General features: G+C 61.6%; 14 protein-coding genes and 1 pseudogene. 8 read left to right on the top strand and 7 right to left on the bottom strand.

Features of this window, described 5'->3' with window-relative positions:
- The first annotated feature begins 495 nt into the window (after window positions 1–495).
- Window positions 496–1,884: a hypothetical protein gene (locus tag RZS28_RS02530; protein ID WP_407339646.1), complete on the top strand. Its 1,389-nt coding sequence runs from the start codon at window positions 496–498 to the stop codon at window positions 1,882–1,884.
- 248 nt (window positions 1,885–2,132) lie between these two features.
- Complete coding sequence (locus RZS28_RS02525) at window positions 2,133–2,873, top strand: GlcG/HbpS family heme-binding protein (RefSeq protein WP_407339645.1); 741 nt, start codon at window positions 2,133–2,135, stop codon at window positions 2,871–2,873.
- A 46-nt stretch (window positions 2,874–2,919) separates the two neighbouring features.
- Here the strand turns inward: RZS28_RS02525 and RZS28_RS02520 are convergent, their stop codons facing one another.
- Complete coding sequence (locus RZS28_RS02520) at window positions 2,920–3,372, bottom strand: Fur family transcriptional regulator (protein WP_407339644.1); 453 nt, start codon at window positions 3,370–3,372, stop codon at window positions 2,920–2,922.
- Between the two features lie 194 nt (window positions 3,373–3,566).
- On the opposite strand from RZS28_RS02520, the gene RZS28_RS02515 reads away from it, so the two are divergent.
- The gene (locus RZS28_RS02515) at window positions 3,567–4,352 is read left to right on the top strand and encodes a 3-hydroxybutyrate dehydrogenase (protein ID WP_407339643.1); all 786 of its coding nucleotides are present in this window, start codon (window positions 3,567–3,569) and stop codon (window positions 4,350–4,352) included.
- Window positions 4,353–4,370: 18 nt separating this feature from the next.
- Window positions 4,371–5,414: a patatin-like phospholipase family protein gene (locus RZS28_RS02510; RefSeq protein WP_407339642.1), complete on the top strand. Its 1,044-nt coding sequence runs from the start codon at window positions 4,371–4,373 to the stop codon at window positions 5,412–5,414.
- An 88-nt stretch (window positions 5,415–5,502) separates the two neighbouring features.
- Here the strand turns inward: RZS28_RS02510 and RZS28_RS02505 are convergent, their stop codons facing one another.
- The 4 genes and pseudogenes from RZS28_RS02505 to RZS28_RS02490 all read right to left on the bottom strand — a co-directional run.
- On the bottom strand, window positions 5,503–6,015 hold the full coding sequence (locus tag RZS28_RS02505) for a DinB family protein (RefSeq protein WP_407339641.1): 513 nt from the start codon (window positions 6,013–6,015) through the stop codon (window positions 5,503–5,505).
- Between the two features lie 71 nt (window positions 6,016–6,086).
- Window positions 6,087–7,523: a DEAD/DEAH box helicase gene (locus RZS28_RS02500; protein ID WP_407339640.1), complete on the bottom strand. Its 1,437-nt coding sequence runs from the start codon at window positions 7,521–7,523 to the stop codon at window positions 6,087–6,089.
- Between the two features lie 324 nt (window positions 7,524–7,847).
- Window positions 7,848–8,204 (bottom strand): DUF2076 family protein, encoded by a 357-nt coding sequence (locus RZS28_RS02495; protein WP_407339639.1) that lies wholly within the window; start codon window positions 8,202–8,204, stop codon window positions 7,848–7,850.
- A 55-nt stretch (window positions 8,205–8,259) separates the two neighbouring features.
- A pseudogene (locus tag RZS28_RS02490) lies at window positions 8,260–8,631 on the bottom strand (DUF2076 domain-containing protein); the annotation flags it as partial.
- 167 nt (window positions 8,632–8,798) lie between these two features.
- Here RZS28_RS02490 and hisS point away from each other — a divergent pair.
- Window positions 8,799–10,352 (top strand): histidine--tRNA ligase, encoded by a 1,554-nt coding sequence (hisS, locus tag RZS28_RS02485; RefSeq protein WP_407339638.1) that lies wholly within the window; start codon window positions 8,799–8,801, stop codon window positions 10,350–10,352.
- A gap of 183 nt (window positions 10,353–10,535) precedes the next feature.
- Here hisS and RZS28_RS02480 read toward each other — a convergent pair whose 3' ends face one another.
- Complete coding sequence (locus RZS28_RS02480; protein WP_407339637.1) at window positions 10,536–12,128, bottom strand: hypothetical protein; 1,593 nt, start codon at window positions 12,126–12,128, stop codon at window positions 10,536–10,538.
- A 364-nt stretch (window positions 12,129–12,492) separates the two neighbouring features.
- Here RZS28_RS02480 and RZS28_RS02475 point away from each other — a divergent pair, with 364 nt between their 5' ends.
- From RZS28_RS02475 to RZS28_RS02465, 3 genes are all read left to right on the top strand, one after another.
- Entirely contained in the window at window positions 12,493–13,644 is a 1,152-nt protein-coding gene (locus RZS28_RS02475; protein WP_407339636.1) for an ATP phosphoribosyltransferase regulatory subunit, read from the top strand.
- Window positions 13,641–14,639 carry an ATP phosphoribosyltransferase gene (gene hisG / locus RZS28_RS02470; protein ID WP_407339635.1) on the top strand — a complete coding sequence of 333 codons (999 nt, stop codon included), beginning with the start codon at window positions 13,641–13,643 and terminating at the stop codon, window positions 14,637–14,639. The genes RZS28_RS02475 and hisG overlap by 4 nt, the downstream gene beginning before the upstream one ends.
- A gap of 98 nt (window positions 14,640–14,737) precedes the next feature.
- Window positions 14,738–15,058, top strand: coding sequence for a CU044_2847 family protein (locus tag RZS28_RS02465; RefSeq protein WP_407339634.1), 321 nt, complete (start codon window positions 14,738–14,740; stop codon window positions 15,056–15,058).
- A gap of 118 nt (window positions 15,059–15,176) precedes the next feature.
- Here RZS28_RS02465 and RZS28_RS02460 read toward each other — a convergent pair whose 3' ends face one another.
- Complete coding sequence (locus RZS28_RS02460; protein ID WP_407339633.1) at window positions 15,177–17,294, bottom strand: ABC transporter ATP-binding protein/permease; 2,118 nt, start codon at window positions 17,292–17,294, stop codon at window positions 15,177–15,179.
- Between the last annotated feature and the right edge of the window lie 11 nt (window positions 17,295–17,305).

The following is a 17,305-nucleotide window of genomic DNA, read 5'->3' as shown; positions in this document are numbered from 1 at the left end:
AAGATCGAAGGCAAAGCAGATGACCGGCGACGTAAATCTTTTCAGGACTAAAGAGAGGAAGCGTTTCAAGAAATCGTACCTGATCACGTGCAAGGATCGGTGGAGCGATTTCGAACTGGTCGGTTCATACAGGACGGACGCCGAGGCCTATGACGCGGCGGCGGCTGACCTAGCGGCGCGGCCCGATGATTTCTGCCCTTTCGACAAATATCCCCCGATCTTTCATAGCGGACCTGGCAACGCTCCGCCGTATCTCATGCACAGCCGAGACGACGTGCGATAAGCGACGCAATGGCGACGAAGGATGCGGATCGCCGCCGCGCCTTATTCACGGCCGATGATGAATGTATCTGAGCCGGACCGAAGGCCGAGGTCGGCGCTCCGTCGATCGCCGGCCATCCGCTTCTCTTGACCGAGTTCGGATGCTAAGCCGTTGCCGGCGCATTTCAGAGGGTTGCCTATGTCCGAAATTGCAAGCGGTCCGGCGGGGCGGCGATGAATTTGAAGCCTTCAGACCTAAGCGACGCGCGCATCGCCGACGCTCGGAAACCAGGCGACAACCGTTTCGAACGATGGCTGCGCCAGCGCAAAGGCAATGGGCTGTTGCTGCTGCTCGGATTTGTCTTTTTGCTATTTGCGTTCGACAGCATTTTGGCTTTCGCCCTAGTCTTGTCCGGCCTGAGAGAGGCCGACCTGTTCTATGCGACCGCCTGGATGAGCACGCGCGCGGCGGATCACGCTAACCTCCCGGGCTTGCGGGAGGTTTTGCCGCGCCATCCCCGGCTCTACGGCGCTTATAGCGATCGGTTCGAGGCCGACGGCCTGCTGGGCGGGCGGCTTGTCCGCAACTTCCTGACCATCGCTCCATCAAAAAAATTGGACTGGGCGGAAAAATCCTTCTGGTTCATGACGACTGATCAGGGGTTTCCGCCGGTGGAGGAGGATATACCGCATTACGCCATCCCCAAGCCGGCGGGTGTGTTCCGCGTGATCGTGATCGGCGGCTCAACTGTCGAAGGCAATGGCGTGAACAGCCCCTTGGACAGTTTGCCGGCAAAGCTGCAGGGCTTGTTCGATGGCGCCCTGCGGGAGCATCCGGACGCCAAGATCGAGCGGGTTGAAGTCGTCAACGCGGGCGTGTCGAACTACGCTTCTGACTCGGAATATTTGTATCTTCTTGTCGATCTGCTGCGGTTTCAGCCCAATTTGGTCCTCGCCTACGACGGCTGGAACGATGCCGAAGTGCTTCCGACCTGGATCTCCGGCGACCGGCAGACGCGCCCCTATCGAAGCGGCCCGCAGCAGGACAATGAAGAACGGGTCAACGCCAGCTTCACGCCTATCGGGGCGCTCCAGATCGCCGCGGCGATTGCGTCGCAACATGCCCTCGGCTTCCTAGATGGGTTCGCCACATTCAAGCTCTTGCATGTCGTCTTGAATCTGACCGCGCCACCGGCTGTCGTCGAATCCCCCTATGACCCGGCCTATTCTCGGCAGGCGGCGCAATTCTACATCGAAAATCGTGAGCGCATGCTGGCGCTGGCGCGGCAAAACGGCTTTCGTTTCGCCTCGCTGCTACAACCCATCATGGGCGTGGATGGCAAAGACTACGCCGCGTCCGAACGTGCGCATTCGAGCCTCATCACCCCGACTCAGATGCAGGAACGCGAGGTTTTCTACGGCGAGGTCCGTCCGTTGCTGCAGAGCTTCAAGGCGGCGCATGAGGAAGGCGACGTCTGCGTCGCCGACCTCAGCGACACGGTGTTTACCGGACGAGCCGAACCCGTCTACGCCGACGACGGCCATCTTCTGCCCGCGGGCAATCAAATCGTGGCCAAGCGGGTCATGGACGAGCTGCGGCGTTGCCGATTGCTGCCTTTTTGAGGGCGGCGGAGCTTGTAGAGAAACAAGCTGAACGCTTGAAGCAAGGGCCGCGCATGTCGCGGCTTTCTTGCGTTTGGGGGCGACGCCAGCGCGTCAAATCCTAGCGAAGCCTTGACCATGCGCCTCCTGTTCGAATAGCCTCGCAATGCGACCCATGGTTGCGATGAGACCGGCGCTTCAGGCCGCAACTCGATCCGCCGCCTGTCGCTTTCAGGGCGCGCCGACAAATCATTTACGGGGGAAACATCATGAAAAGAACGTTCTATACAATCGCATTGGGATTGCTCTGCTCGTCCGCCGCGCTGGCGGACGAGGTCTCGACCTGCAACATACCAGCGGCGACCGTCGGTATCGTTCAATCGAAGCTCGCCACCGTCATTAATTATCCCGATCATAACGGTGGTCTGTTCAAGCCCAATCGGATGTGGTCCGCCATCGTTGACCGCAAAGGACAGATTTGCTCGGTCATCAATTCCGGCAATGATCCATGGCCGGGCAGCCGCGCCATAGCCATCGCCAAGGCGGGCACGGCGAACGACTTCAGCAACAGCGCTCTCGCTTTGTCCACCGCCAATCTCTATGGCCCCACCCAGCCGGGCGGATCGCTTTACGGCCTCAACAATTCGAACCCTTTCAATCCCGATTACCTCGCCCAGGGGTCCTTGTCGCAAGGCTCCTTCGCGGTCGCCTCCAACAGTCATGACGACGGCTATTCGTCTCCCAAGGTGCCGGGCGGCGTCATCACCTTCGGCGGCGGCGTGGCGCTTTATCAGAACGGCCAAGTCATCGGCGCCCTGGGGGTCAGCGGCGACACATCCTGCGCGGATCACGCCATCGCCTATCGCATGCGCCATCTCGCTGGTCTCGACAAAACGATTCCGGGAGGCTCGACGTCCGATAATATTTCCTATTATCCGACTGCGGCCGTCGATCCGAGCCAATTCAAGCAGCCGCATTGCTTGGGCGCCGGCACGGATATCGTCCCCTGATGGATTGAAACCATCGCCAATCGCCGCGGCTCCGTAGCCGCGGCCTTTACGCTCCCGCGCAGGTCCGGCATCGGCCCGCCACTTCCATGACCTGCGCGCGGGGCTGGAATTTCGCTTGCGCCGCCAGATCAGCCAGGGCGCCGCGCATCGACTCAGAGGTCGCCTCGACGACCTCGCCGCAGACCTCGCAGATGAGGAAGACGATCGGCTCTTGCGCCGCATGGCCGTGGCCGCAGGCGAGATAGGCGTTGCAGGAGGCGAGCCTGTGAACGAGGCTGTTCTCCAGTAGGAAATCGAGCGCGCGATAGATCGAGATCGGGGCCGGTCGTTTCCCTGTCGCCTGCGCCACCCGATCAATCATGTCATAGGCGCCGAGCGGGCGGCCTTCGCAGGCTAAAATCTCGAGAATCCGCCGCCGGCTCGGAGTCAGGGCTATGCCTTCCTGGCGGCAGGCCGCCAAGGCCGCCGCAAAAGCGCGCTCGCCGCCGCGCTCATCCATCTGGCCGGGGTCAGGGGGCCGGCGCGATCCCCGTGAAGTCGTCATATTAACAATATAACGTGATTGCCTCGCCAAAGCGATCACGTGCGATGAAAAAGCCTTTGCCGCAGCTTCGTTTTTCCACTGCTACGTTGTAGAATTTCTTCGCGGCCTCGTCTTGTCGCCGGCCGAAAAGGCATGATTCTGGAGGACGCATGACTCTCAAGAACCGCAACGCCATCGTAACCGGCTCGACCAGCGGCATTGGGCTCGCTATCGCCCGCGCCTTCGCCAAGGAGGGCGTCAATGTGACCATCAATGGTCTCGGCGACCCGGCGGCGATCGAAGCCGAGCGCGCTGGAATCGAGAAGGAGTTCGGCGTCAAGGCCTATTATTCCCCTGCTGACATGACCCAGCCGGAAGAGATTCGCGCCATGGTGAAAGAGGCTGAGGAACAGCGCGGCGGCGTTGATATTCTCGTCAATAACGCCGGGGTCCAGCATGTCGCGCCGATCGAGGATTTTCCGATTGAAACCTGGAACTTGATCCTGGCCATCAATCTTTCCGCCGCCTTCCATGCGATCGCCGCCGCGATCCCGGGCATGAAATCGCGCAAATGGGGCCGCATCATCAGCACGGCCTCGGCTCATTCGCTGGTCGCATCGCCGTTCAAATCGGCTTATGTGACCGCCAAGCACGGCCTCGCCGGGCTCACCAAGACGGCCGCGCTGGAGCTCGCCACATTCGGCGTTACGGTCAATTGCATCTCGCCCGGCTATGTCTGGACGCCGCTCGTCGAAAAGCAGATCCCTGACACGATGGAGGCGCGCCACTTGACGCGCGAGCAGGTCATCAACGATGTAATTCTGGCGGCGCAGCCCACAAAGCAATTCGTGACCGCCGACCAGGTCGCCTCGCTCGCCGTCTATCTCAGCACGGATGCGGCGGCGCAGATCACCGGCGCGAATATCTCAATCGATGGCGGTTGGACGGCTGAATAATCGCCTCGAATGAGCGACATGACCGATAGCGACGCGGCGATTGACTGGACGGGACAGAAAAAGGTCAATCTCGCCCTGCAGGGCGGCGGCTCGCATGGCGCCTTCACCTGGGGCGTGCTCGACTATCTGCTCGAAGATGAAAGGCTCGATTTCGAAGCGATCACCGGGACGAGCGCCGGCGCGTTGAACGCCGTCGTGCTGGCGGAGGGCTATCTGGACGGAGGCCGCAAGGGCGCGCGCAAAAGCCTCGCCAGATTCTGGCGATCAGTTAGCGACCAGGGCGCCCTCTCGCCGATCGAGCGGAGGTTTTTCCACGCGTTCTTCGTCGCATTTCCGCTGCAGACCCAGATGGCCTATTGGTGGGCCGACCTCATCACCCATTACGCGAGCCCTTACGAATTCAACCCGCTTAACATCAACCCTTTGCGCGACCATCTTGAGAAAATGGTCGATTTCGCCAAGGTGCGCGCCTTGACCGAGCTTAAGCTCTTTGTCGCGGCGACCAATGTCCAAAACGGCAAGATCAAAGTGTTCGAAGGGTCCGAGCTGACCGTGGATCACGTGATGGCCTCGGCCTGTTTGCCCAATCTGTTTCAGGCTGTCGTGATCGATGGCGTTCCCTATTGGGACGGCGGCTATATGGGAAACCCGGCGCTGTTTCCCTTATTCTACAAGACGGCCTGTCCAGACATTGTCATCGTTCAGATCAACCCGATCGAACGCGACGAGGCGCCGCGTTCGGCGCATGACATTCAGGATCGCCTCAACGAGATCACCTTCAACGGCGCGCTGATGAGCGAGATGCGGGCGATCGATTTCGTCGACAGGCTGGTCGACGCGGGGATCTTGTCGCGCGACGAGTACATGCGTCCTTTTGTGCACAGAATCGACGGCGGAGGCCTTCTCGAAGCGTTCTCGGCGGCGACGAAACTCGACGCCTCCTGGTCTTTGATCAGTCAGTTGCATGGCTTGGGGCGCGAGGCGGCCAAGCAATGGCTCGATTCACACTATGATTCGATCGGCAAGAAGGGCACGCTCGATTTGCGCATGGCCTATACGTGAGTCGATCTGTCAGGGAGTCGCGCGCCGCCATTGGTCATGCTCGGCGCGCGACGGGTCAGGGCCTCAGATCAATCGACTGGGAAGCTCCCTAAGCCCGACCGGACTCCACGAGGCGCTGAAAATAGACAAGATCGAGTTCAGGCGCGCGCGCCGCGAGGCCGGTCAGCAGGGTATGGATCTGGCCGCGATGATGTGTTTGATGATTGAAGAAATGGCTCACGGCAGGCCAAAGCTGCTGCTCAACGAGCACCGGCAAAGTGATGCTCCGATATTTGATCACGCTGGCAAGGCGCGCATCATCGAGGCTTTCAATAAATTCGATGATGCGTCGATCCTCCGCCTCGCGCGCTTCGCGCAGCGGCCCCAGCGCATCGAACAGGATTGCATCGAGTCTGTTCGGCGCCGAGCCTTCGCCAGTGAAACGCTGCAGCCAGATGCGATCCGCCGCGAGCAGGTGATTAAGCGTTCCGTGCACGGATTTGAAGAAGGCGCCGCGGTCGGCTCGATAGTCGGACTCGCTCAGAGCCGCCGCCGCATCATATAGTCTCTGATTGGCCCATGCGTTATATTTCGCGAATATTTGATAGTGGGCTTTCAACATTGACCGCGCCTCCTCGTCGCCTCCATCGGCGCTAGATGGAGAATCAACTTAACGAGGGGTCAAGTCGCAGGTCAATTTGACTTGCGACTTGACGGCATGGAGGCGTCTCGCCGGCGCGATGCGCTACAGCGATGGCGCTGCGCCATCGCCGCCGCGACGCGGTTCGCTCTTTCGAGTCGACGATCCGAAGCGGGGCCGGTCCGGTCCGGCCGAGGCGTGACTTTCGTGCGATGCGGCTGGAGCCCGCGCGCCGGTCCGGCGATCGTTCGCCCGATGATGGGCGGCCGGAGCGTTCGAGAGCGGTTCGGCGCCCATATCCGGCGGCTTCGCCGGCGCGCGCCGGCGCGCGCGCGCGTCCCGATTGGCCGAGCCATGCTCGGGTTGGCCCGCCGGTCGAGCGCCGGCAGCCGCAGCCGGGTCAGCTTCTCGATATTGCGCAGGAGTTCGCGCTCAGCGTTATCGCAAAGCGAGATCGCGGTTCCTTCGGCGCCCGCGCGCGCCGTGCGGCCGATGCGATGGACATAGGCTTCCGCCACTTCCGGCAGCTCGAAATTGACGACATGGGTCACGCCATCAATGTCGATTCCGCGCGCCGCAATGTCGGTTGCGACCAAGGCCCGGACGCGGCCGGTCCTGAAGGCCGCGAGCGAACGTTCGCGCTGGCTTTGGCTTTTATTGCCGTGGATCGCCAAAGCAGCGATTCCGACGGCGTCGAGATGCTGGGTGACCTTGTCGGCGCCGCGTTTCGTTCTGGTGAAGATGATCGCCCGCGTCATTTGCGCGTCGGCGAAGAGTTCGACGAGAATATCGCGCTTGCGATGGGTTTCGACGAAGAGAACCTGCTGATTGACGCGATCGGCGGTTTTCGCGATCGGGGTGACGGAAACCTGGACCGGATCATTGAGCAGGTCGCCGGCGAGCTTGGCGATTTCACTTGGCATGGTCGCCGAGAAAAACAGGTTCTGGCGCTGCTTCGGGAGATCGCCGACGACGCGGCGGATCGCCTTGACGAAACCAAGATCGAGCATTTGATCGACCTCGTCGAGGACGAAAAACTCGGTCTTGCCGAGATGCGCGGCGCGGGAGTCAAGATGGTCGACTAGACGGCCGGGGGTTGCGACCAGAATATCGAGGCCGCGCGCGAGCGCCTTGATCTGAGCGCCATGCGGCACCCCGCCGAAAACGACGGCGACGGAAATCCTCAAGCCCGCGCCAAGGCTGCGGAAGCTTTCGGCGATCTGGCTCGCAAGTTCGCGCGTTGGGCTCAGGACCAGCACGCGGCAGCCGCCGCGCGGCGCCGGACGCTCATGGGTTGCGAGATGATGGAGAATTGGCAGAGCGAAGGCGGCGGTTTTGCCGGTTCCGGTCTGAGCTATTCCGACGAGGTCTCGGCCTGCCATGATGTTTGGAATAGCTTGCGCCTGGATCGGCGTCGGACGGGAGTAGCCTTGTTGTGAGAGAGCACGAAGAAGCGGCGCGGCAAGGCCGAGACCGTTGAAATCTTGCAATGGGGGATCTTTCGATGAGCCGCGAGTTTTGCCAGGAGACCCGGCGCAGCGGCTTTGAAATAGAGATGACGACGCCCTGCGTGGCCTGGGCGGTCGAGCGGATTAGCGCTGGCGCGCTCGACAGGAGGACGATCTATAAAAACCATCCTTCACGCAGTCGCAGCGCGAACGTCCATGTTTAAATGGATGCAGCTTCATCGCTGCTTAAGCGCTGAAAGTCAAGCCAAAAGAAAACGAAGCATAGCGCGGCTTCGTCCACGAAGCCGACCCGCGCAAGTCCTCAAGCGTCGCCGGACCCCTCCGGCGACGCTGCCCGAGAGCCGTTCAGACGTCGGACCCGTCGTCGTCGGAGCCGAAATCAGATCCATAATCGGAGGCGTCCTGAATATCGTCTTGGTCCTGGTCGGCGTCCTGTTGCGCGTCTTGCCGGCGCAGGTCCTGATCGTCGGAGCCGTAATAATTATTGACGATGGTTTCGCCGCCCAATCCGCCGCCGAGCCCGCCGCCGAAGCCGGAGCCGATGCCCAGGGCGTTATTGTGCCCGCCGAAGAGCCCCCGAATCGAATCGGCGAGAAGGACGCCGCCCGCGACGCCAGCCGCCGCGCCGAGCGCTCCTTGAGGAAGCCGCCGCCTTGGCCTGGGGCTTGGCCGGGAAATTGGCCAGGGGCTTGGCCGCCCCAAGGGCCGGGTTGCTGCGGCGGATAAGGCTGGCCATAGCCTTGCTGGGGCGGCGGCTGCCAGCCGCTGGGTGGCGGCGGCGACTGTTGCCAGCGGCTGCCCGCCGATGGCGTCGGCCCACGCGGTGGCGGAGGCGGGTTGCCCGCCCGAAAAGCGAGCCGAGGCCGCTCAGGAAGCCGCCGCTTCCGCTCGACTGCTGCGCCCGCTCCAAGTCCTGCACTTTCGCCTCGAGCTCCTGGAGGCGCACATTGGCCGCCTGAAGGGCTTGGTCTTGGACAATGACGGTTTGGGCCAGAAGATAAGGGGCGTAAGGCAAAGCCCGCGTCGCATCTGCGATAAACGCCTCGGCTTCCTTGTCGCGCGGATTATTAGCCGCGCTTTGGACGCGGTCGAATAGACCTGTGAGCAACTGGCGCTCTTCGGGTGACATCGGCTCTCTCCCTACAAAATCGGCGAATTTTCTATTCGCCGTCGGAAATGTGGGAACTTTTCTGTCGGTTCCAAGCCCCGCCACTCAGGTTCATGGCGCGGGTCGCGCTTGCCGCTTTCCCGTGGTCCTCGTAAGAAGCGGCGAGGATTGCGAGGCTTAATTTAGAGATGAATGATCAAAAGACAAACGCGCCGCGCGCGAGCGCGAAACTGCCGCGCGGCCTCGCCGATCGGGGCCCGGCGGACATCGCCGCGACGGAGAAAATGCTCGCGGCCATCAAGGAGTCTTATGAACTCTATGGATTCGAGGCCGTCGAGACCCCCTTTATCGAGTTCACCGAGGCTCTCGGCAAGTTCCTGCCCGATCAAGATCGGCCGAACGAGGGCGTTTTTTCGTTCAAGGATGATGACGAAAGCTGGCTGTCGCTGCGCTATGACCTGACCGCGCCGCTCGCGCGCTACGTGGCGGAAAATTTCGATAGATTGCCGAAGCCCTATCGCAGCTACCGGGCCGGCTATGTCTTTCGCAACGAGAAGCCGGGGCCGGGCCGCTTCAGGCAATTCATGCAATTCGACGCCGATACGGTGGGCGCGGCCTCCGTCGCCGCCGACGCCGAGATGTGCATGATGGCGGCGGACACGCTGGAAAGGCTCGGGATCAAGCGCGGCGACTATGTGATCAAGGTGAATAATCGGAAAGTGCTTGACGGCGTGATGGAGGCGATCGGGCTTGGCGGTGCGGAGAACGCTGGGCGCAGGCTGACGGTGCTCAGGGCGATTGATAAATTCGACCGCTTGGGCCTCGAAGGGGTGAGACACCTTCTCGGGCCGGGGCGAAAGGACGAAAGCGGCGATTTTACCAAGGGTGCCGGACTAAGCGAAGATCAAACGGATTTCGTCGTCGCAGTAATTCATTCAGCAATAGCGATCCAGGGGAAGATCGTGGGTGGTGAAGCGTATGGGGAAGCGGCTGCTTTTGCTCCGCATCCGCAATTTCCTTTCAACGACTACTTTGTAAAAAGCGCAAACGTGAAGTTTGCAGAGGGCATCTCGGAGCTTGCCCAGATTAAAACTATTCTTCACGCAAGCGGCTATGGTGACGATCGTATCCGCATCGATCCTTCCGTCGTCCGAGGGCTCGAATATTACACCGGCCCCGTCTTCGAGGCCGAGCTCACTCTCGAGGTCCAGGACGAACATGGCCATCCCATCCGCTTCGGCTCGGTCGGCGGAGGAGGGCGCTATGACGGACTTGTCGGGCGCTTTCGCGGCGAGAATGTCCCGGCGACTGGCTTCTCCATCGGCGTCTCGCGGCTGTTTTCGGCGCTGAAGGCCATTAGCTCGCCGATCGTCGCGGGCGCCGCACAGCGCGGCCCCGTCGTCGTGCTCGTGCTCGACAAGGCTGAGATCGCCCGCTACCAGGGTTTTGTCACGGAGCTGCGCAACGCCGGCGTCAAGGCCGAACTTTATCTGGGCTCTTCCGGCATGAATGCGCAGCTGAAATATGCCGATAAGCGCGGTTCGATCTGCGCCGTCATTCAGGGCTCGAACGAGCGTTCGAGCGGCGAGGTCGCGATCCGCGATCTTGCGCTCGGCGCCGAGCTTGCCGCGTCCACCAAGGATCGCGCGGATTATCTCGAGCTTCGCGCCAAGGCGCAATTCAGCGTCAAGGAGACAGAGCTTGTCGCGGCGGTCCGGGACGTTCTCGCCCGTCACGGCTGAGTCTTTTGCGCGCGTGTAGGACCAAACTCGCTGGTGGAGTATTGCGCCATCGATCGCACGAAAAGAGGGCGCGGCCGAAGCCCCGCCCTTTAGCCTTACAAGATGACGCGCTCGGCCTCCAGGGGCTGGAGCATGTCCTGAAGACATGCTCCAGCGTTGGTCCGAATCGTCCCGACTACAGCGCTAGTTATCCCGGTAGCCGCGCGAGTCGTCCTGATCTTCGCTCGGGGCGAAAGCAACGCCGCGCAGAACCTGCGCGAAGTTGGCCGTATCCAAAACATGGAATTGTTCGTCGGCGGGCAGGCTCGTAGCGGCGAGACGATCCGTAATCGCGACCAGACGATTGGGATCGGCGCCCTGATCGCCCGATGCGCTGATCGTTGAGGTGACGGCGACGATTGTGACTGTGCCGTCACGGTTCACTTTCCCGGTGATGTTGCGCAGGCCGTCCGTGGCGGGATTGAGGGTCGAAGGCAAGCCGGCGACGCTATATTGCGCGCCGAGGTCCAGACCTTTTTGCAGCGTGTAGTCGAGATGCCAGGTTCCCGCGCTCAGAGTCCATTTCTCCAGGCCGGCGTTAGGGCTCGCCGCGTTCGCGGCCGTATTCACGCCGTCGCCTTCGTCAGCGACATAGAGCGTGGTCGCGTTCGCAAACCAAATTCCGAAAGGATGGAAATTGGTCGTGGCGAATTTGGGGGATGTGGGATCGGTGACAATGCTCTTGGCGAGACCGGTCGGGAAGCCCGGCAGGATCGCGAACAGAGTGGAGGCGGCCGTCAGCTCCGTCGGCAGCACGCCGGACGCGCCAACTTGATAGACGGTGTCGACGCCATTGCTGCCGCTGCCTTTGGTGACATAAAGCGTATTGTGGAAGATCTTCTCGCCGCGGAAATTGTCGTCCTTGCCTGATTTGTCGGCGGCGTAGCCGTTTTGCGTGACCGAATAGCCGTATTGGAATCCGGTAGAAGCGCCCTGCGTGCCCTGAGGCGTTCCGACGACGATCGTGTCCGGGGTTTTCGGTTTGGCGATCTGCACGCCCGTGTTGTTCACGATAATTGTCGGCTGCGTGCCGGAGCCGTTGCCGGCGTTTCCTACCGTGTAGTAGAGGTTCGGGCCGTAAAGATCATTCAAGATCGCGGCGCGGCCGTTGTTGCCGCTATATGTGTTGACCGGAGTCACAAGAGCTGAGCGAAAGCCGTTGAGCTGGATAATAGCCCGCTGATAGCTCGCTGCGACGGGATTGGTCGGATCGACATGCGAGGGCGTATTGGAGTTCGACACGTCGAGCGTGTTGATCGGCGCGTTGTAACCCATGAAGGTCAAAGCGCTTCCGCTCGTCGACAGGTTGAGCGCCAATTCTGATTTGGAGCTGAAGCTGGTGGAGACGCCGGTCCGTTCGGTCACGTTCAAGGTATTGACCAGAAACGCCGAGCGGTTGTCGTGGGAAAGGGAATATTGCCGGAGAATGATCGGCGACGTGACGCCGAAACTTCCGTCGACCGTATTGTTTGCGAAGACGTTGGGATAGGTCCCATTCGCAATCGCGACGCCGCCGCCGGGCAAGGTCTGGCCGACCGCCACCGTGGCGGCGGTCCCTGTGTAAATGCTGCTGCTTACGATCAGGCTGCCCGGAACAAACGAAAATGAAGATTCGTCAGCCTGGCTGGCGCCGGCGCCTAGGCCGACGGCCAGCGCCATCCCACTTGAAGCGGCGCATGCGAGAACGGGGCGTAGGCTGGCCCTGACTGAGAGCTTTTTTGAAGTCCATAGCGTCATGAATGAAGATCCCCCATAGCCGCCAAATTGCGAGGCTGAAGATCGGCCGCCGTCGCGCGCGAGCGCGATCTCGGCAGAATCCCGACGGCCGCCTACCCAAGCTTGGCTGTGCGGCGCGATTTCCTGTTAAGGTTGTGCTATTACATTGTCATGACGGCCGATGGCGACGGCGCCTTAAACCGCGGCGCTCCCAGCTCTGACGAAATCCTGGGAAGGGGGCCGACCCGTTGTGCTTTTCGTCTTCTCCAGCGATTTGCGCCAAGGGCGCTCGCATCGTTCACTTTGTCCGTCAAAACCTCTCGCGGGGCGCGCCGCGGCTTGCTAAACAGACGCGCATCCGAGCAATTTGCGCGAGCGGCGGCCTTTGTCCTTGATCGATGACTACGCGGAAGCGGTGGCGGCGCATCTGATCGCCGCAGGCTATGCGCGATGTGAGCCGCCGATCCTGCAGCCGGCATCGATCTTCTTCGATTCGGGCGAGGATCTGCGCAGCCAGCTTTATCTCACGAGCGATGTTTCGGGGGCGGAATATTGCCTGCGTCCCGAATATACGATTCCCGTCTCGCGGCATTACCTCGCCTCGCGCGCGGCCGGGGAGAGCGTCGCCTATTCCTATTGTGGGCCGGTGTTTCGGTTTTCCTCCGAGCATAAGAGCGAATTCGCGCAGGCCGGGATCGAGAGCTTCGGACGCGCCGACCGCGAGGCTGTGGATGCGGAAATCCTGACCCTCTCGCTCGAGGCCGCGCGGGCGGGGCGAAGTCCCGATCACCAAAGTCCCGATCTCCAAGGCTCTGATCTTATTGTGCGGATCGGCGACGCCGGGCTTTTTTCGCGGCTTCTCGAAGCGCTCGACCTTTCGCCGCAATGGCGTCGCCGCATCGCGCGCGGCCATACGCAAGGCAAATCCATCGCGGCGATCCTCAACGCAAGCGTCAACGGCCCGAGCGGCGATCACAGCGGCGTCCTCGGCCTCCTCGAAGGGGCCGACAAGCATGGCGCGCGCGCCTTCGTCGAGGATCTTCTCTCGATCGCGGGCATAACGTCGGTTGGCGGCAGAACGCCCGCCGAGATCGCCGAGCGCTTTCTCGAACAATCGGCGCTCAAGACGGGCGCGGGATTTTCGGCCGAAAAGCGCGCGATCATCGAGCGTTTTCTGAGCATCGAAGGCGATCCGGATCAAGCTTCGACGCAATTACGCCGGCTTGCGGCGGAGGCCGGATTGGACCTGAATGCGATCCTCGATAGTTTCGACATGCGGCTAGGCTTCATCGCCGCGCTCGGGCTCGACGTCGGCGAACTTTTCTTCGCCGCGAGCTTCACCCGCAATCTCGACTATTACACCGGCTTCGTGTTCGAGGCGCATGACCGGTCGCGCCAGGATGAAAAGCCCGTCGCGGGCGGCGGGCGCTACGACCAGCTTTTGCAAACGCTTGGCGCGCCGCGGCCCATTCCCGCCGTCGGGGCCGCAATCTTTATCGACCGTTTGCGGCGCAGTTTCGCGGGAGAGGCCCGATGAGCGAAACCGGCGGCGAGGCGCCTCTCGTGCTTGCGGTGCCTTCGAAAGGGCGGCTGCAGGAGAATGCGGCCGCCTTCTTTGCGCGAGCCGGGCTTGATCTCGTGCAAAGCCGCGGCTCCCGCGAATATCGCGGCGCGCTGGCGGGCGTGAAAAACGTCGAGATCGCCTATCTTTCGGCCTCCGACATTGTCGCGCAGCTCGCCGCCGGAAACGCCCATATGGGCGTCACCGGCGAGGATCTCATCCGCGAAACAATTCCCGACGCCGACGCTAAACTGGCGCTTTTGACGCCGCTCGGCTTCGGCGGCGCCAATGTCGTCGTGGCCTTGCCGCGCGCCTGGATCGACGTGAAGACCATGGCCGATCTCGAGGATGTCGCGGCGGCATTTCGAGCGCGGCGGGGCGAGCGCATGCGCGTCGCGACGAAATATGTCAATCTGACAAGGCGCTTCTTCGCCGAGCGGCATGTCACCGACTACCGCATCGTCGAGAGTTCGGGCGCGACCGAAGGCGCTCCGGCGGCGGGCCAGGCCGAGCTCATCGTCGACATCACGACGACGGGCGCGACGCTGCTCGCCAACGCGCTGAAGACGCTCGACGACGGCGTGATCCTGCGCTCGCAGGCCAATCTCGTCGCCTCGCTCAACGCCGATTGGACTCCTCTTGCGCGGGAAAATGCGCGCGTCATTCTTTCGCGGATCGCGGCCGAGGAAGAGGCCCGCGCCACGCGCGAGGTCTCAACCGTTCTCGAAAGTCTCAGCGATCATTCGCGCGCCGAAGCGGAGACGCTTTTTTCCGCGCGTTTGCGCCATCATGCAAACGACGGGCGGCTGACCTTGAACTGTCCGAAGGACAAGGTCGCGGCGCTTGCCGATTGGCTGATCGCGCGAGGCGGCGATCATGTCACGGTGGCGGCGCTCGACTATATTTTTTCGGCGGCCAATCCGCTTTACGAAAAGCTCGTCGCGCGCCTGCCCAAGCAGCCGCTCAAGTGACCTCCCAGGCGCGCGAGCCGATCTTCACGAGGCTCCGCGCCGCGCGGGGTGAGATGCAATAACGCGATCTCGATCATCGCATATGCCAAGGAGTCACAATGACCGCGCTCATGGTAGTCGAACTCTCGGACGACAAAAGGCTGTTCTTCGGCGGCCGCGGCCCGGACGGAGAACTGTCGGAAATCTGGGTCACCGACGACATCGCGAAAGGGACGAAGGAAGACTTCTTGTCCGCGATTGGATCGCTTGCGGAACTCGTCAAAACTCTCGACGAATCGGTCGGCGCCATGGCGAAGCGGCCCGAGAAGATTGAGATTGAGTTCGGCGCCTCTCTCGGCAGCGATTGCAACCTTTGGATCGCGCCGGGCGACTCCAAGGCCGAATTCAAGGTCAAGCTGTCGTGGGGAAAAGGCGGCTAGAGCATGTTCCGAAAAAGTCGCAGACTTTTTCGATTAGAACATGCGCCAACTCTTTGAATTTGAGCGATTCCCTTTCGATCGGATAGCTCCATCCGATCGGGAAGCGTCCTAACGGTATCTATTCCGCCGCCGCCTTGGCGCCGAGCTCGACCGGCGTGAAGATCTCCGCCTCGAGCGGCCGCATTTCGAAGCGGCGCTTGTGGAATGGGATGAGGCTCGACCGATGCCCGATCGACACGATGGTCGTCGCCGGGAGCCTCTTGAACAGAGTCTCATAAACGAGAGCTTCCATGTCTTCGTCCATGGCCGCCGTCGCCTCGTCGAGGAAGAGCCAATCGGGCTTGGCGAGAAGCGCGCGGGCGATCGCGAGCCGCTGCTGCTCGCCGCCGGAGAGGCGTTGCGACCAGATGTCCTCGACATGGAGCTGTCCGACCAGATCGGGCAGCTTCGCCGCTGCAAGCGCGTCGCGGATCGTCTCGTCGTCGTAACGATCGGGCTGCGCCGGATAGGTCACAGCGGCGCGCAGGCTGCCGTTGGGAAGATAGGGCTTTTGCGGCAGAAGCATCACGCGCGCATCGGCGGGGAAAGTCACCGAGCCGTCGCCGAAAGGCCAAATGCCTGAGATCGCCCGGAACAGGGTGGATTTGCCCGTGCCGGACGCTCCGGTGAAAAGAGCTGGCTCGGCTGTGGCAAGATGCAGATCGCCGGCTTTGACGATCTCCCGCCCATCGGGAAGACGCAGGCTCAGCTGATCGATGTCCACCTGCTTCGGCTCTCCCGGGGCGCGGCCGGCGGGCTGAGCCAGGCCCCCCGCGGTTCGCGCGCCCTCGATCGAGGCGTCGAAGGAAATCAAGCGGTCGAGCACGGCTTTGAAATCGGCGAGCGAAACATAGTAGGTGATGAAGAAAGTCAAGGCGCTGTCGACGGTGCTGAACGCGCGCGCCGTCTGTGTCATGACGCCGAGCTGGATCTTGCCGGCGAAATAAAAGGGCGCCGCGACAATATAGGGAATGATCGGGCTGAGCTGGCCATAGGAGGCGGTGAAGCCGGTCAGTTTTTTCCGGCAGGAGACGATCTGGAAATAATTGGTGATGATCGCCGCGAACCGGGTCTTGAGCGAGGTTTTTTCGGCTTGCTCGCCGGACAGCAGCGCGACCTGCTCGGCGTATTCGCGCAATCTCGCAAGCGAAAAACGGAAATCCGCTTCATAGCGCTGCCTGGCGAAGGACAAGTGAACAAGCGGGCGCCCGATGAGATGAGTGATGATCGTGCCCACGCCGGCGTAGATCAGGGCGACCCAGAAAAGAAAGCCCGGCACGGCGATTGTCGTATAGGGCAAAGTGAAATTCGCGGAGAGGCCCCAAAGGACGATCGAGAAGGAGACGAGAGAGCTCAAATTCGAGATCAAAAGGATCGAAAAGGAATAGATGCCGTAGCCGGTCTGGCCGCCGTCGATGAAGCGGCTGATGTCCTCCGATATGCGCTGGTCCGGATTGTCGGCGAGGCCGCCGCTCAGCGACATGCGGTAATGCGTATGTTGGTCGAGCCAGCGGCCGATGTAGTTTTCGGTGAGCCAGCGCCGCCAGCGTATGATCAGGGTCGATTGCACGACGAATTCGACCACCGCCGACGCGATGAAGATGAAGGCCCAAGGAATGAAGACGGTGAGAAGCTGCGCCCAGAACGTCGCTTCATCCTTATTCTGGATCGCGTTGAACCAATCGCGGGAGAAAAAGGAGAGCCGCACTTCGATGCCGACCTGAGCCTGGTTGATGACGACGAGCAGCACGATCATGGCTGTCGCAACGCGCCGCTCCCGCGCGCCGAAGGACGGCAACGGCCAGATCCGGGCTCTGGTCGGATCGCTCGTGTTGAAATAACGGTCGGCTATGCGGGTCATCGTCCGCACCACCGGAATGAAGGAGATCGCGTAGACGAGAATGGAGAATATTGCGACTGTGAGCGGCAGGCTTTCGGGAAACTCATAGTCCTCGAGCGACGCTGGCCATAGTCCGACCTGCGCGATCAGGAAGATGACGCCGAAGACGACGGTTTCGATTGCGAATATGGCCGCAAAGATCCGCAGGAAACTCGAGATCGCGGGGGACCGGTAGGTCGTGAACGCGCAAAGGAAGCCCGTCGCGGCGAGCAGCAGAACGGTATTGTCTCCGTTTTGCTGCCCGATGACGGCGGCGGCGAGAGAAAAAACGGCGAGGATGGCGGCGAGAAACTTCATGGCTTGCCTAT

The sequence above is a fragment of the Methylocapsa polymorpha genome, assembly GCF_045689225.1.
Lineage (GTDB): Bacteria > Pseudomonadota > Alphaproteobacteria > Rhizobiales > Beijerinckiaceae > Methylocapsa > Methylocapsa polymorpha.
The sequence above is the reverse complement of the archived record's forward strand: the minus strand, read 5'-3'. Positions and strand labels throughout refer to the sequence as shown.

Bases quoted from the DNA above. Each gene is read 5' to 3' on its own strand.
- hisS (WP_407339638.1), top strand. From the start codon at position 8,799: ATGAATGATCAAAAGACAAACGCGCCGCGCGCGAGCGCGAAACTGCCG.
- RZS28_RS02465 (WP_407339634.1), top strand. From the start codon at position 14,738: ATGACCGCGCTCATGGTAGTCGAACTCTCGGACGACAAAAGGCTGTTC.
- RZS28_RS02515 (WP_407339643.1), top strand. From the start codon at position 3,567: ATGACTCTCAAGAACCGCAACGCCATCGTAACCGGCTCGACCAGCGGC.
- hisG (WP_407339635.1), top strand. From the start codon at position 13,641: ATGAGCGAAACCGGCGGCGAGGCGCCTCTCGTGCTTGCGGTGCCTTCG.
- RZS28_RS02460 (WP_407339633.1), bottom strand. From the start codon at position 17,294: ATGAAGTTTCTCGCCGCCATCCTCGCCGTTTTTTCTCTCGCCGCCGCC.
- RZS28_RS02505 (WP_407339641.1), bottom strand. From the start codon at position 6,015: ATGTTGAAAGCCCACTATCAAATATTCGCGAAATATAACGCATGGGCC.
- RZS28_RS02520 (WP_407339644.1), bottom strand. From the start codon at position 3,372: ATGGATGAGCGCGGCGGCGAGCGCGCTTTTGCGGCGGCCTTGGCGGCC.
- RZS28_RS02480 (WP_407339637.1), bottom strand. From the start codon at position 12,128: ATGACGCTATGGACTTCAAAAAAGCTCTCAGTCAGGGCCAGCCTACGC.
- RZS28_RS02530 (WP_407339646.1), top strand. From the start codon at position 496: ATGAATTTGAAGCCTTCAGACCTAAGCGACGCGCGCATCGCCGACGCT.
- RZS28_RS02525 (WP_407339645.1), top strand. From the start codon at position 2,133: ATGAAAAGAACGTTCTATACAATCGCATTGGGATTGCTCTGCTCGTCC.
- RZS28_RS02510 (WP_407339642.1), top strand. From the start codon at position 4,371: ATGACCGATAGCGACGCGGCGATTGACTGGACGGGACAGAAAAAGGTC.